Consider the following 15001-nt stretch of genomic DNA (forward strand, 5'->3'; position numbering starts at 1 on the left):
GCCTTCACCTGAACGTCTTGCGCGGATCGAAGGCGTCGCGCACGGCTTCGCCGATGAAGATCAGCAGCGACAGCATGATCGCGACCGAGAAGAACCCGGAGAAACCGAGCCAGGGCGCCTGCACGTTCGACTTGCCCTGCGACAGCAGCTCGCCGAGCGACGGCGAGCCGGGCGGTAGCCCGAAGCCGAGGAAGTCGAGGGCCGTCAGCGTCATCACCGAGCTCGACACGATGAACGGCAGGAACGTCATGGTCGCGACCATCGCGTTCGGCAGCAAATGCTTGAACATGATCACGGAGTTCGAAATACCGAGCGCTCGCGCCGCCTGGATGTATTCGAAATTGCGCCCGCGCAGAAATTCCGCGCGCACAAGTCCGACCAGCGACACCCAGGAAAACAGCAGCAGGATGCCAAGAAGCACGAAGAAGCCGGGCACCAGCACCGACGACAGGATCAGCAGCAGATAGAGCGACGGGATCGCAGTCCAGATTTCAATAAAACGCTGGAACAACAGGTCGATCCAGCCGCCGAAATATCCCTGCACGGCACCGGCGGCGACGCCGATGATGGAGGAGATAATGGTCAGGCAGAGGCCGAACAGCACCGAGATGCGGAAGCCGTAGATCAGGCGCGCCACCACGTCGCGGCCCTGATCGTCGGTGCCGAGCCAGTTGTATTCGAGGTCACGGCAGCTTTTGAGGCCCTTCTTCTCGACGACAGGCTTGCATTGCGCCTCCGTCAGCATCCAGGTTGGCGGCGACGGCGCCGGCGTCGGCAGATCGAGATTGTGGGTGTCGTAGGAGTAGCGGATCAGCGGCCAGACGATGCTGCCACCCTTGTCCTTGATCAGCTTCTGCAAATAGGGATCGCGGTAATCGGCCGCCGTTTCGAAGTCGCCGCCGAAGGTCGTCTCGGAATAGGTGACGAAGGCCGGCCAGTAGAGATGGCTGTCATATTTGACGAGGAACGGCCGATCATTGGCGATCAGCTCGGCGAACAGGGACACCACGAAAAGGATCATGAAGATCCAGAACGACCAGTAGCCGCGCCGGTTCGCCTTGAAATTATCCCAGCGCCGTCTGTTGAGCGGCGATGGCGCGAACGGCTTGCGCGTGATCGGCACTGCGATGCCGAGCGGCGACTTCGCGGTGGTCTCGATCGGGGTGGGGGCGGCCAGCGTCATCAGACTTCCCGCGCCTCGAAATCGATCCGCGGGTCGATCCACATGTAGGTTATGTCCGAGATGAGGTTGACCACGAGGCCGACGAGCGAAAAGATGAAGAGCGTGCCGAACACCACAGGGTAGTCGCGGTTAAGAACGCTTTCGAAACTGAGCAGTCCCAGCCCGTCCAGCGAGAAGATGGTCTCGATCAGAAGCGAGCCCGAGAAGAAGGCGTGGATGAAGGTGCTGGGAAAGCCTGCGATGACAATGAGCATCGCGTTGCGGAAGACGTGGCCATAGAGCACCCGGTTCTCGCTGCAGCCCTTCGCGCGCGCGGTCATCACGTATTGCTTGCGAATTTCGTCCAGAAACGAGTTCTTGGTCAGGAACGTCATGGTGGTGAACGCGCCGAGCCCCATCGCGATCAGCGGCAGCGTCAAATGCCAGAAATAGTCGATGATCTTCCAGTACCAGGGAAATTGCGACCAGCCGTCCGACGTCAGCCCGCGCAGCGGGAACCAGTTGAAGAACGAGCCACCGGCAAACAGGATGATCAGGAGGATCGCGAACAGGAAGCCGGGGATCGCGTAGCCGAGCACCAGCACGGTCGACGTCCAGGTGTCGAAGCGCGTTCCGTCCTTGACCGCTTTGCGGATGCCGAGCGGAATCGAGATCAAATAGGTCAGGAACGTCAGCCAGATGCCGAGCGAGATCGAGACCGGCAGCTTTTCCTTGACCAGCTGGAGCACGCTGACATCGCGGAAATAGCTGTTGCCGAAATCGAAGCGGGCGAAATTCCAAACCATCAGCGCGAAGCGTTCCGGTGCCGGCTTGTCGAAGCCGAATTGCTTCTCCAGCTTCTTGATGAAGTCGGGGTCGAGGCCCTGCGCGCCGCGATACTTCGAGTTGATGGCATCGCCTCCGGCGCCCAGCTGTCCGGGCGCGCGTTGCGCAAAGTCGCCACCGCCCGAGATGCGCGAAGTGCCGCCGGTGTCGGCGCCCGAAAGCTGCGCGATCACGCGCTCGACCGGGCCGCCCGGCGCGAACTGCACGACAATGAAAGACACGAAGAGAATCCCGAGCAAAGTCGGGATCATCAGCAGGATGCGGCGGGCGATATAGGCGCTCATGATTATTTCGCCTGCTCGAGCTTGGCTGCCTTGGCGCGGTCGGACCACCAATTCTCAGGTGCACCGACGCCTTGCGCATATTTCGGCGATTTGTCGGGATGGCTGAACTGGTCCCAATAGGCCACGCGATGGAAGTTCGCATACCATTGCGGCACCCAATAGCGCCCGGCCCGGAACACGCGGTCGAACGCCCGGCAGGCCGTCGTCAGTTCCGCCCGGGTCTGGGCGGCAATGATCTTCTCGATCAGCGCGTCGATGATCGGATCGGAGATGCCGGCGAGATTGTACGAGCCCTTGGTCTTGGCAGCTTGCGAGGAGAAGAACGCCCGCATGGCGTCTCCGGGCGTCGCCGACATCGAAAAGCGTTCGATCGTCATGTCGAAATCGAAATCCTCGAGCCGCGCGCGGTACTGCACGGCATCGACCAGGCGGAACGTGGCGTCGATGCCGAGCGTCGCGAGGTTCTTCAAGTAAGGCCCGTGATGCGGCTGGATCGACTGCTCGTCGTTCAGGAACTCGATCGTGAAGGGCTCGCCATTGGGCAGCACCCGCTTGCGGTCTTTGATGAGGTAGCCGGCGTCGTTTAGCAGCTCGCCCGCCTTGCGCAGCAGAGCGCGATCCTGGCCGGAGCCGTCCGACACCGGCGGCACGAAGGGCTGCCCAAATACCTCGTCGGGCACCTTGCCACGGAAGGGCTCCAGCAGTGCGAGCTCTTCCGGCGAAGGCGGGCCGGATACCATCATATCGGAGTTCTGGAACGGCGAGTGGGTGCGCGCATAGGCGCCGTACATGATCGACTTGTTGGTCCATTCGAAATCGAAGGCGTAGATCAGCGCCTCCCGCACCCGCGGATCGCTGAACTTGTCGCGGCGGAGATTGATGAACCAGCCCTGTGCGCCCGACGGGGTCTCGTCCGGCAGCTGCTCGCGCTTGACGCGACCGTCCTTCACGGCCGGGAAATCATAACGCGTGGCCCAGATGCGCGCCGTGAGCTCCTCGCGAAACAGATAGTTCTTGCCGGTGAACCCTTCGAAGGCGACGTCGCGGTCGCGGTAGAATTCGTAGCGCACCGTGTCCAAATTGTAGCTGCCGCGGCAGACCGGCAGGTCGGCGCCCCACCAGTCCTTGACGCGCTCGTATTCGATGTAGCGGTTGACCTCGAACCTGCCGACCTTGTACGGCCCGGACCCCACCGGCGTATCGAGCGTCGACTCATCGAAGGCGCGCGTGGCGTAATACGCCTTCGAGAAGATCGGAAGGCTCGCCACGTAGAGCGGCACGTCGCGCGCGCGGTTCGGCGCAAAGGTGACGGCCACGGTGGCGTCGTCGAGCGCCTCGGCCTTCACGAAATCGCGGAGCTGCACCACGATCAGCGGATGGCCCTTCTCCTTCAGCGTATTGAGTGAGAACGCGACGTCATGCGCCGTAAGCCTGGAGCCGTCATGGAAGCGGGCCTCGGGGCGCATCGTGAAGGTGTAGGTCAGCTTGTCCGGCGAGATCCGCACCGATTTTGCCGCAAGCCCGTACATCGCGTCGGGCTCATCATTGGCGCGCGCCATCAACGGCGCGAACGTCATGTCCATGCCTTGCGCACCCTCGCCCTTCAGGATGTAGGCGTTGAGCGAAGAGAACGTGAAATAGGACTGGTTGTAGGCCCGCACCGAAGGGATGAGCGAGAACGCGCCGCCCTTCGGCGCGTCGAGATTGACGTAGTCGAAATGGTGAAAGTCGGCGGGATATTTGAGGTCGCCAAACGCCGAGATGCCGTGGGCTTCGACGGGCCCCTCGGACGCCGCCGCGTTGCGGGGTGCGGCAGCGCTGAATGCGCCGCCGACACCGAGGACCAGCACATGCCGGCGTGAAAGCTGCGCCATGCGGGAAATGTCCTTCACGACTTCTTTGCGATCCGCGCCGCCTTGTCTGCGTCGTACCACCAGACGAATGGGAAGCCGGACTGGCCGTATTTGGGCAATTCCGCCGGCCGACCGAAGCGATCCCAGCGCGCCGTGCGCACCTTCGTATAGGTCCACTGCGGCACGACGTAGTGGTTCCACAGCAGCACACGGTCCAGCGCCTTCGTGGCGGCGACGAGATCATCGCGATCCCTGGAGTAGATCAGCCGCTCGATCAGCTTGTCGATCGCCGGATTCTTGATGCCGGCGATATTGCGCGAGCCGGCGATGTCGGCCGTCTTCGACGACCAGAACTCGCGCTGCTCGTTGCCCGGCGACTGCGACTCGCCCCAGGAGTTGGTGACGATGTCGAAATCCCACTCGCGCGTCCTGTTCTCGTATTGGGTCGGGTCGACCGTCCGCACGCTGACGGCAATGCCGAGCCGTTCCAGCGACGGCTTGTAGAACAGGGTAACCCGCTCGAAGCTCGGATCTGAGTTCATCAATTCAAGAGAGAACTGGGTGCCGCTCTTGACGTCGATCAGCTTGCGGTCGCGCACCTCGTAGCCGGCCTCCTTGAACAAGCGCAGCGCTTCGCGGAGATTGTCGCGCACTGCTTCCGGACTGCCGCCGACCGGATTGGTGTAGGGCGTCGTGAAGACTTCGGGCGGAACGTGGGCGCGAACCGTCTCGAGGATTTCGAGCTCTTTCCCCTCTGGCAATCCCGTCGCCATGAGCTCGTCGAGGCCGTCAAAATAGCTGCTGATGCGCTTGTACTGACCGTAGAAGAGCTGCTTGTTCATCTCCTCGAAGTCGAAGGCGAAGTTGAGCGCACGGCGAACGCGGGGATCGCTGAACTTGGCGCGGCGCAGGTTCGGCACGAAGGCCTGCATCACGCCCGAGCTGCGATTGGCGAACTCCTCAAGGATCACGCGCTTTTCGCTCACGGCCGGGAATTCGTAGGCGGTCGCCCAGTTCTTGGCGCTGTTCTCGGTGCGCCAATCGACCTGATCGGCCTTGAAAGCCTCGATCGCGACAGTGGCATCGCGGAAATACTCGTAGCGCAGCTCGTCGAAATTGTTACGGCCCACATTGGCGGCGAGGTCGCGGCCCCAATAGTCCTTGACGCGCTCCAGCGCGATCGACCGTCCGGCAACGAATTCCTTGACCTTGTAAGGGCCGGAGCCCAGGGGCACTTCAAGCGTGGTCGCTGAGACATCGCGCTTGCGGCCTTGCGCGTCCGTTCCCTCCCACCAATGCTTGGGCAGGACCGTGAGTTGCCCGACGATCTGCGGCAGTTCGCGGTTGCCCGGTGCATCGAATACGAATTTCACGTCGCGCTCACCGACCTTCTCAGCCTTCGCCACATGGCTGTAATAGGCCGAGTACATCGGATGGTGCTTCTTGAAGGAATCGAGGGAGAAGATCACGTCTTCGACGGTGACAGGCTTGCCATCATGCCATTTCGCCTGTGGCCGCAAACGATAGGTGACGAAGGAGAAATCGTCCGGATGGCTCACGGCTTCGGCCAGCGCGCCGTATTCGGTCGAGACCTCGTCGAGCGCGGGGGTCGTGAGGGATTCGTAGATGAAGGCGACGGCAGCAGAGACCTGCCCTTTCACGCCTGATACGACGATATTGAAATTGTCGAAGGTACCGACGGCGATCTGGCGCGCGACGCCGCCATTGGGCGCGTCCGGATTGACGTAGTCGAACCGCTTGAAGTCGGCCGGATACTTGACCTTCCCGAACAGTGACAGCGCATGGCGCCAGGGCAGGCCATTCGAAGATAGCTCACCCGCCGATTGCGCCTCGGCCGCGCCAATGACGGAAACGCCGGCTGCGGAACCGAGGGCGGGAAGCGCGGCGACTGCGGCGCCAGTGAGCAGAAGATCGCGTCGGGTAATGGCCAAATCAACATCCCTGTCTTGAAGGAGGTTACCCCTTTAAGTGCTCAATATAGGCGAGGTTTCGACCGAATATGTTGCTTTTTCCTCATCTTGGAAGCCCCGCCGGGCGGTTCGCTGCGGCCAAACGCCCCGATAACAACGCCGCGAGGCCCAGATATGGAAACGGCCAGGCTTTTCAGCCTGGCCGCACATCTGAGATCGAGACCGAAGAGCCTTATTTCGCCGCGGTCGGGAGCGGCTTCGGGCTGTCGGAGAGGCTGTTCAGATAGGCGATGACGTCGGCGCGCTCGCTGTCCTTCGGAATGCCGGCAAAACCCATCGCGGTGCCGGGGATGTCGCCCTTCGGATTGGCGATGAACTTGTTGAGTTCGTCGATGGTCCAGGTGCCGCCCTTGGCCTTCATCGCAGCCGAGAAGTTGAAGCCGTTGCGGCCTTCGCCGCGATGGTCGTCAACGATGCCGTAAAGGTTCGGACCGACCCGGTTCGGGCCGCCCTTCTCGAAAGTGTGGCAGGCGGCACACTTCTTGGCGGCGGAGGCGCCCTTCTCGACGGAGGCGGTCTGGAGCAGCTTTTCGATCGGCTCGGACGGGGCTGCGGCCGCGGCGGCGCCATCCTTGTCGCCGGCTTCTTCCTTCACAGCGATCTCGAAGCCCGGCTTTTCCGGCATTTTTGGCGAGAACAGCGCCTGCGCGGTGAAGCTCGTCACCAGCAAAACGAGACAGGTGCCGAGCACGGCACCGAGGATCTTGTTCAGTTCGAAAGAGTCCATTTCCGGCTAGGCCCCACACCGCAAGAAGGAAATAGCAGCCGGGCGGCCGCCAGGACGAGCCTCGGAGAATCAAACGTTCCTTATTGTTTCCCCGAGTTTTGCCATTCAGATATCGGTTTGCCCGGGGTCTGGCAACCCGTATAAGCGACCCGGCTTCCAGCCCATCCCCACCCCATTTCCCGATGCGGAAAACGTCCCGCTTCCAGGCCCTTGAACCAATGACCGATCCCCGCATCCTGGTGCTGATCCCGGCCCGCATGGCCGCCACCCGCCTGCCCGGCAAGCCGCTCGCCGATATCGCAGGCTTGCCGATGATCGTGCATGTGATGCGGCGCGCCGAGGCCGCCGGCATCGGCCGTGTCGCGGTGGCAACCGATACGGCGGAGATCGCCGCGGTCGTGACCGCCCATGGCGGCGAGGCGGTGATGACCCGCGCGGAGCATCCGTCCGGCTCCGACCGTATCCACGAGGCCATGCAGAGGCTCGATCCGGACGGCAAGGCCGAGATCGTAGTCAATCTCCAGGGCGATTTCCCGACGATCACGATCGATAATATCCGCGAGGTGCTGCCGCCGCTGGAAGACCCGGCCGTGGACATCGCCACGCTGGCTTCGCAGATCCACACCGACGAGGAGGATCTCGCGCCGAGCGTCGTGAAGGCGATCGGAACCCCGCTCGGGGGTAAGCGGATGCGCGCACTTTATTTCACCCGCGCCACCGCGCCGACCGGCGACGGACCGCGCTACCACCATATCGGCCTCTACGCCTATCGCCGCGCCGCGCTGGAGCGCTACGTTTCGCTGCCGCCGTCGCCGCTGGAGCTGCAGGAGAAGCTCGAGCAGCTGCGGGCGCTGGAGGCCGGGATGCGCATCGACTTCACCATCGTCGACACCGTGCCCCGAGGGGTCGACACGCCGGCGGACCTCGAGACCGCCCGCGGCATCCTTTCCAAATCCTGAGCCGCTGCTACAAGGCCCGTCATGAGCAAGCTGAAAATCGCATTCCAGGGCGAACCTGGCGCCAATTCCCATATCGCCATTGTCGAGGCCTATCCCGACGCCGAGCCGATGCCCTGCGCCACCTTCGAGGACGCGCTGTCGGCGATCTCCTCGGGCGAAGCCGATCTCGGCATGATCCCGATCGAGAATTCGGTCGCCGGCCGCGTCGCCGATATCCATCATCTGCTTCCGGCCTCAGGCCTCTTCATCATCGGCGAATGGTTCCTGCCGGTCCGGCATCAATTGATGGCGGTGAAGGGCACGAAGCTGTCCGATATCAAATCCGTCGAGAGCCATGTGCACGCGCTCGGCCAGTGCCGCCGCATCATCCGCAAGCTCGGCATCAAGGGCATCGTGCACGCCGACACCGCCGGCAGCGCCCGCGACATTTCCGAGCGCAAGGACAAGACCGTCGCCGCGATCGCCTCGCGCCTGGCCGCGCAGATCTACGGCCTCGACATCCTCGCCGAGGACATCGAGGACGAGGCCCACAACACCACGCGCTTCGTGGTGCTGGCGCGCGAGCCGAAATGGGCGGTACAAGGCTCTGGCCCGCTGGTCACCACTTTTGTATTTCGCGTGCGCAACCTCCCCGCCGCGCTCTACAAGGCGCTCGGCGGCTTTGCCACCAACGGCGTCAACATGACCAAGCTCGAGAGCTACATGGTCGACGGCAATTTCTTCGCTACGCAGTTTTATGCTGATGTCGACGGCCACCCTGAAGACAAAAGCCTTGCGTTTGCGATCGAGGAGCTAAAATTCTTCTCGCGCGAATTCCGCATCGTCGGCGTGTATCCCGGCCACCCGTTTCGGGCGACGTTCAGCGAGACGCAGCAGGATTAGTCCCGGACGCGTGAAGCGCGAGCCGGGACTTACGCTGCCTGCTTCGCCAGCCCGAACGCCACCGCGAGCAGCGAATACGACCTCTTGCGCGCTTCGTGGTCGTACACGGCCGTGATCACCATCAACTCGTCCGGCTTGCTCGAATCCATCAGCGGCTGAAGCTTCTTCTGCACCGTCGCCGGATTGCCGACAAACAGGCGCGAGCGGTTGCGCGTGATCGAAACGCGCTCGGAATCCGTATAGGAGTAGGCCAGCGCTTCCTCGACGCTTGGCAGCGGCAGATATTGACCGCGGTCGCGGCGCAGGCGGTTGAGGTCAAAAGACGTGGCGAGCTTTTCGGCCTCTTCGTCGGTATCCGCCGTGATGACGGCGACCGCAAGGATCGCATGCGGGGTCGCTCGCCAGGCCGAGGGCTGGAAGCGGTTGCGATAGTGCACCATCGCATCGATCGCATCGTGAGACGCGAAATGATGCGCGAAGGCGAAGCCCATACCGACTTGCGCGGCAAGCTCCGACGAATAATCGCTGGAGCCGAGCAACCAGATCGGCGGCAGCGGACTGTCATCAGGCATGGCGACGACGTTGTGGTAGGGATGGCCCGAGGGGAATTCGCGGGTCTCCCACAGGATCAATTCGTGAAGCCGCTCCAGGAAATCGTCGCCCTCGCGACGGTCGAGCCGGCTTCGCAGGGCATAGGCCGTAGCGCCATCAGTGCCGGGAGCGCGGCCGAGGCCGAGGTCGATGCGGCCGGGAAACAATGCCTCCAGCATCTTGAAGCGCTCGGCCACCACCAGCGGCGCATGGTTGGGCAGCATCACGCCGCCGGAGCCGACTCGGATGTGTTTCGTCACCGCCGCGATCTGCCCGATCATCACGTCGGGCGCCGGGCTCGCAACCGAGGCGAGGTTATGGTGCTCGGCGAGCCAGTAGCGGACATAACCGAGTCCGTCGACATGGCGCGCCAGGTCGATGCTGTTGCGCAGCGCCGCAGCGGGCTTTGTGCCTGATGTGACGACGGAGAGGTCGAGGACTGAGAGCGGGATCATGGCGCGCTAACGTAGTGGAGGGCCGCTCGGCGGCAACGGGCGAACAGCGCAGGTCTGGCGTGTGCGGACGGAGAGGCCGCACGGGCGGCAAGAGCGGGACGTTGGGACAGATGCAGCCGACGTAATACGGAATTCATTCTGCCCACCTCTCACGGATCGACTTTATCTGTGACTAAGATAGAGCTACATTACTGATATTATTGTATAATATATCTCTTAAGGCCATTTCCCACTCCGATCCTCCCTATCGCGATATTCGACATGATCTTACCAAAAGTGGGCCATTTCCCATCTCCGATGGGCTGTCGAGAAACCTGCCTTTGCCCTATCTTAGCCCCTCCAAAGTGAGACCCGACCGCCGCCGCCAGATCGCTGGCGAGTGGCCTGGAGTAAGTGGTGCCATGACCGATTTGACGACGCCTGCCGGGCAAGACGGGCACCTCGCCACAAGGCGGCCTGCGATCTCCTTCGAGTTCTTTCCGCCCAAGACCGAAGATATGGAGCGGAATCTCTGGGAGACCATCAACCGGCTGGCCCCGCTCGACCCGAAATTCGTCTCGGTGACCTACGGCGCCGGCGGCTCGACCCGCGAACGCACCCACGCGACCATCTCCCGCATCCTGAAAGAGACTGCGCTGCTGCCGGCTGCGCATCTGACTTGCGTTGGCGCCTCGCGCGGCGAGATCGACGAGATCGTCGACCGCTATCACGAGGTCGGCGTCCGCCACATCGTCGGCCTGCGCGGCGATCCCGCCGGCGGCATCGGCACGCCCTACTCCGCCCATCCCGACGGCTATCAGAGTTCGGACGCGCTCGTTGCCGGGATCAAGAAGCGGCACGCCGACATCGAAGTGTCGGTCTCGGCCTACCCCGAGAAGCATCCCGAGGCGCGCGACCTCGATGCCGATATCGATACGCTGAAGGCCAAGGTCGACGCCGGTGCGACGCGCGCGATCACGCAGGTGTTCTTCGATAACGACCTCTACTTCCGCTATCTCGACCGCGTCCGCGCCCGCGGCATCAACATCCCGATCGTGCCGGGCATCATGCCCATGCACAATTTCAAGCAGGCCCGCAATTTCGTCACCCGCGCCGGCACCACCGTGCCGGACTGGTTCGCCGCGAAATTCGAGGGCCTCGACGACGACGCCGAGACCCGCAAGCTGGTGGCCGCAACCGTCGCGGCCGGCCAGGTGCAGAAGCTCGCCAAGCACGGCGTCGACACCTTCCATTTCTACACCATGAACCGCGCCGATCTCGTGTTCGCGATCAGCCATTTGCTCGGCATTCGCGCCAAGAGCGCGCAGAAGGCGGCCTAAGACACCATGACCGTATCCACCTCGCCCAAGCGAACCGCCCTCATCAATGCCGCGCGCGAGCGTATCCTCGTGCTCGACGGCGCCATGGGCACGATGATCCAGAACCTCCAGTTCGACGAGGCCGCGTTTCGCGGCGAGCGCTTCAAGGCCTTCCATCGCGACCTGCGCGGCAACAACGATCTCCTGATCCTGACCCAGCCGCAGGCAATCGAGGACATCCACGCCGCCTACTTGCGCGCCGGCGCCGACATTGTTGCGACCAACACCTTCTCGACCACCTCGATCGCGCAGGCCGATTACGACCTCACCGACATCGTCTACGAGATGGCGCGCGAAGGCGCCCGCCTCGCCGGCAACGCCGCCAAGCGTGTCGCCGCCGAAGACGGCAAGCCGCGCTTCGTCGCGGGTGCCATCGGCCCGACCAACCGCACCGCCTCGATCTCGCCTGACGTCGCCAATCCCGGCTACCGCGCCGTCACCTTCGATGATCTGCGCAAATCCTATGGCGAGCAGATCAGCGGCCTGATCGATGGCGGCGTCGATCTGCTGCTGGTCGAGACCATTTTTGATACGCTGAACGCCAAGGCCGCGCTCTATGCGATCGCCGAGATCACCGAACAGCTCGGGATCGACATGCCGGTGATGGTGTCGGGCACCATCACCGACAAATCCGGCCGCCTGCTCTCGGGCCAGTTGCCGGAAGCATTCTGGAATTCGGTGCGGCACGCCAAGCCCGTCACCATCGGTTTCAACTGCGCGCTCGGCGCCGAAGACCTCCGCGCGCATATCGCCGATATCGGCCGCGTCGCCGATACGCTGGTCTGCGCTTATCCCAATGCCGGCCTGCCCAACGAGTTCGGCCAGTATGACGAGACGCCGGAGTATATGGCCCGCCTGGTCGGCGAGTTCGCTGCGTCCGGCCTCGTCAACATCGTCGGCGGCTGCTGCGGCACCACGCCGGACCATATCGCGGCGATCGCCGCGGCGGTCGCCCCGCACAAGCCGCGCATCGTGCCGGAGATCGAACCGCGCTTGCGGCTCTCCGGCCTCGAGCCGTTCGTGCTGACGGATGCGATTCCCTTCGTGAACATCGGCGAGCGCACCAACGTCACCGGCTCGGCGCGCTTCCGCAAGCTCGTCACCGCCGGCGACTACACCGCGGCACTTCAGGTCGCGCGCGACCAGGTCGAGAACGGCGCGCAGATCATCGACGTCAACATGGACGAAGGGCTGCTGGATTCGGAAGCCGCGATGGTGACGTTCCTCAACCTCGTCGCCGCCGAGCCCGACATCGCCCGCGTTCCCGTGATGGTCGACTCCTCGAAATTCTCGGTGATCGAGGCCGGCCTGAAATGCGTGCAGGGCAAGCCGGTCGTCAATTCGATCTCGATGAAGGAAGGCGAGGACAAGTTCATCCACGAAGCCAGGATCGCCCGCCGCCACGGCGCGGCCGTCGTGGTGATGGCGTTCGACGAGGTCGGCCAGGCCGACACGTTCGCGCGCAAGACCGAGATCTGCAAGCGTGCCTACGACATCCTGGTCAACCGCGTCGGCTTCGCGCCGGAAGACATCATCTTCGATCCGAATATTTTTGCGATCGCGACCGGCATCGAGGAGCACAACAATTACGGCGTCGACTTCATCGAGGCGACGCGCTGGATCCGCAAGAACCTGCCGGGCGCGCACATCTCGGGCGGCGTCTCCAATTTGTCGTTCTCGTTCCGCGGCAACGAGCCGGTGCGCGAGGCGATGCACTCGGTGTTCCTGTATCACGCCATCAAGGCCGGCATGGACATGGGCATCGTCAATGCCGGACAGATGATCGTCTATGACGACATCGATCCCGAGCTGCGCCAGACCTGCGAGGACGTCGTCCTCAATCGCGACGCGGGCGCATCCGAGCGCCTGCTGGCGCTCGCGGAAAAATTCCGCGGCAAGAAGACGGAGAGCAAGGAAGCCGATCTCGCCTGGCGCGAATGGCCGGTGGAGAAGCGGCTGTCGCATTCGCTGGTGCACGGCATCACCGAGTTCATCGAGCAGGACACCGAGGAAGCCCGCAAGGCCTCCAAGCGGCCGCTCGACGTGATCGAGGGCCCGCTGATGGCCGGCATGAACGTGGTCGGCGACCTCTTCGGCGACGGCAAGATGTTCCTGCCGCAAGTCGTGAAGTCGGCGCGCGTGATGAAGCAGGCGGTCGCCTGGCTGATGCCGTTCATGGAGGAGGAGAAGGCGCGCAACCTCGCCAACGGCATCGGCACCGAAGGCTCGAGCTCGGCCGGCAAGATCGTGCTCGCGACCGTGAAGGGCGACGTGCACGACATCGGCAAGAACATCGTCGGCATCGTGCTCCAGTGCAACAATTACGAGGTCATCGACCTCGGCGTGATGGTGCCGGCGGCCAAGATCGTCGAGACGGTGAAGGCGGAGAAGGCCGACATCGTCGGCCTGTCCGGCCTGATCACGCCTTCGCTCGACGAGATGGCGTTCTTCGCCGGCGAATTGCAGCGCGAAGGATTGAAGCTGCCGCTGCTGATCGGCGGCGCGACCACGAGCCGCGTGCACACCGCAGTGAAGATCGACCCGAGCTATCGCGCCGGTCCGGTCGTCCATGTCAACGACGCCAGCCGCGCGGTTGGCGTTGCGTCCTCGCTGCTCTCGCCTGAGAGGCGCGAGGCCTATGCCGCCGAGGTGCGCGCCGAATACGCAAAGATCTCGGACGCGCATTTCCGCGCGCAGGCCGACAAGAAGCGGCTGAAGCTGGACGTGGCCCGCAAGAACCGCGTGCCGGTCGACTTCGCCGCGAACAAGCCGGTGAAGCCGACCTTCCTCGGCACCAGGAGCTTCGACGACTACGACCTGGCCGAGCTCGTGCCCTATATCGACTGGACGCCGTTCTTCCAGACCTGGGAGCTCGCCGGCCGCTTCCCCGCGATTCTCGACGACGCCAAGGTCGGCGAAGTCGCGCGCTCGCTCTATGACGATGCGCGCAAGATGCTCGACCTCATCGTCAAGGAAAAATGGTTCCGCGCCCGCGCGACCGTTGGCTTCTGGCCGGCGAACGCGCAAGGCGACGACATCGTGCTCTATGCCGATGACAGCCGCACCAGGAGCATCGCGACGCTGCACACGCTGCGCCAGCAGCTCGAGAAGCGCGAGGGCCGCTTCAACGCGGCGCTGTCCGACTTCATCGCGCCCGCGGGCGTGCCCGACTATGTCGGCGGCTTCGTGGTCACCGCCGGCATCGGCGAGGATGCGGTCGCCGACCGCTTCAAGATGGCCAATGACGACTACTCCTCGATCCTGTGCAAGGCGTTGGCGGACCGCCTGGCCGAGGCTTTTGCCGAGCGCATGCATGCCCGCGTGCGCCGCGAGTTCTGGGCCTATGCGCCGGACGAGGCGCTCTCGACCGACGATCTGATCCTGGAAAAATATCAGGGCATCCGCCCCGCGCCCGGCTATCCGGCGCAGCCCGATCACACCGAGAAGGCGACGCTGTTCGAGCTGCTCGATGCGGAAGCCACCGCCGGCGTGAAGCTGACCGAGAGCTTTGCGATGTGGCCGGGCTCGTCCGTGTCCGGGCTCTATTTCGCGAACCCCGAGAGCTATTATTTCGGCGTCGGCAAGATCGAGCGCGACCAAGTCGAGGACTATGCCGCACGCAAGGGCATGAGCGTCGCGGAGACCGAGCGCTGGCTGGCGCCGGTGCTCAACTACATCCCGCCGCGCGAGGACGCCGACAAGGCCTTTGCCGCGACGCCCGCGAATGATGAGATGTCAAAGGACCTCGCCTCGCATCCGCCCGGCTGCACCTGTGCCATGCATCTGGTCTGGCAGAAGAAGCGCGCGGGCGCTGGATAGGCCCCGGCACTCAGAAGGCGAAAACAACCCCATGCACAGTAGGGATGGGGTTGAAAGGGCTTGAGAGATTTTCG

The 15001-nt window shown here is 63.5% G+C and carries 10 protein-coding genes; 4 read left to right on the plus strand and 6 right to left on the minus strand.

The features are described from left to right. Positions 1–4: 4 nt before the first annotated feature. The 5 genes from ABID58_RS09535 to ABID58_RS09555 form a co-directional block, all read right to left on the minus strand. Positions 5–1183, minus strand: a complete 1179-nt coding sequence (locus ABID58_RS09535) for an ABC transporter permease (protein ID WP_148755294.1) — start codon at positions 1181–1183, stop codon at positions 5–7. Beyond that, positions 1183–2292, minus strand: a complete 1110-nt coding sequence (locus ABID58_RS09540; protein WP_354032429.1) for a microcin C ABC transporter permease YejB — start codon at positions 2290–2292, stop codon at positions 1183–1185. The genes ABID58_RS09535 and ABID58_RS09540 overlap by 1 nt, the downstream gene beginning before the upstream one ends. Positions 2293–2294: 2 nt before the next feature. Beyond that, on the minus strand, positions 2295–4166 hold the full coding sequence (locus ABID58_RS09545) for an extracellular solute-binding protein (protein ID WP_354032430.1): 1872 nt from the start codon (positions 4164–4166) through the stop codon (positions 2295–2297). 14 nt (positions 4167–4180) lie between these two features. Continuing rightward, a complete protein-coding gene (locus tag ABID58_RS09550; RefSeq protein WP_354032431.1) occupies positions 4181–6097 on the minus strand; it encodes an ABC transporter substrate-binding protein in 1917 nt (638 codons plus the stop codon). Between the two features lie 211 nt (positions 6098–6308). After that, a complete protein-coding gene (locus ABID58_RS09555) occupies positions 6309–6863 on the minus strand; it encodes a c-type cytochrome (protein ID WP_354032432.1) in 555 nt (184 codons plus the stop codon). Between the two features lie 218 nt (positions 6864–7081). On the opposite strand from ABID58_RS09555, the gene ABID58_RS09560 reads away from it, so the two are divergent. Together ABID58_RS09560 and ABID58_RS09565 are read left to right on the plus strand one after the other, a co-directional pair. Further along, positions 7082–7822: a 3-deoxy-manno-octulosonate cytidylyltransferase gene (locus ABID58_RS09560; protein ID WP_354032433.1), complete on the plus strand. Its 741-nt coding sequence runs from the start codon at positions 7082–7084 to the stop codon at positions 7820–7822. Between the two features lie 21 nt (positions 7823–7843). Beyond that, positions 7844–8704 carry a prephenate dehydratase gene (locus ABID58_RS09565; protein ID WP_354032434.1) on the plus strand — a complete coding sequence of 287 codons (861 nt, stop codon included), beginning with the start codon at positions 7844–7846 and terminating at the stop codon, positions 8702–8704. Between the two features lie 29 nt (positions 8705–8733). Here the strand turns inward: ABID58_RS09565 and ABID58_RS09570 are convergent, their stop codons facing one another. Beyond that, a complete protein-coding gene (locus tag ABID58_RS09570; RefSeq protein WP_354032435.1) occupies positions 8734–9750 on the minus strand; it encodes an LLM class flavin-dependent oxidoreductase in 1017 nt (338 codons plus the stop codon). A 401-nt stretch (positions 9751–10151) separates the two neighbouring features. Between ABID58_RS09570 and metF the strand changes: the two genes are divergently transcribed. Together metF and metH are read left to right on the plus strand one after the other, a co-directional pair. After that, positions 10152–11069: a methylenetetrahydrofolate reductase [NAD(P)H] gene (metF, locus tag ABID58_RS09575; RefSeq protein ID WP_354032436.1), complete on the plus strand. Its 918-nt coding sequence runs from the start codon at positions 10152–10154 to the stop codon at positions 11067–11069. 6 nt (positions 11070–11075) lie between these two features. Then, the gene (metH, locus tag ABID58_RS09580) at positions 11076–14927 is read left to right on the plus strand and encodes a methionine synthase (protein ID WP_354032437.1); all 3852 of its coding nucleotides are present in this window, start codon (positions 11076–11078) and stop codon (positions 14925–14927) included. Positions 14928–15001: the final 74 nt, after the last annotated feature.

Origin of the sequence: Bradyrhizobium sp. S3.2.6 (assembly GCF_040546885.1) — a bacterium.
Lineage (GTDB): Bacteria > Pseudomonadota > Alphaproteobacteria > Rhizobiales > Xanthobacteraceae > Bradyrhizobium > Bradyrhizobium cytisi.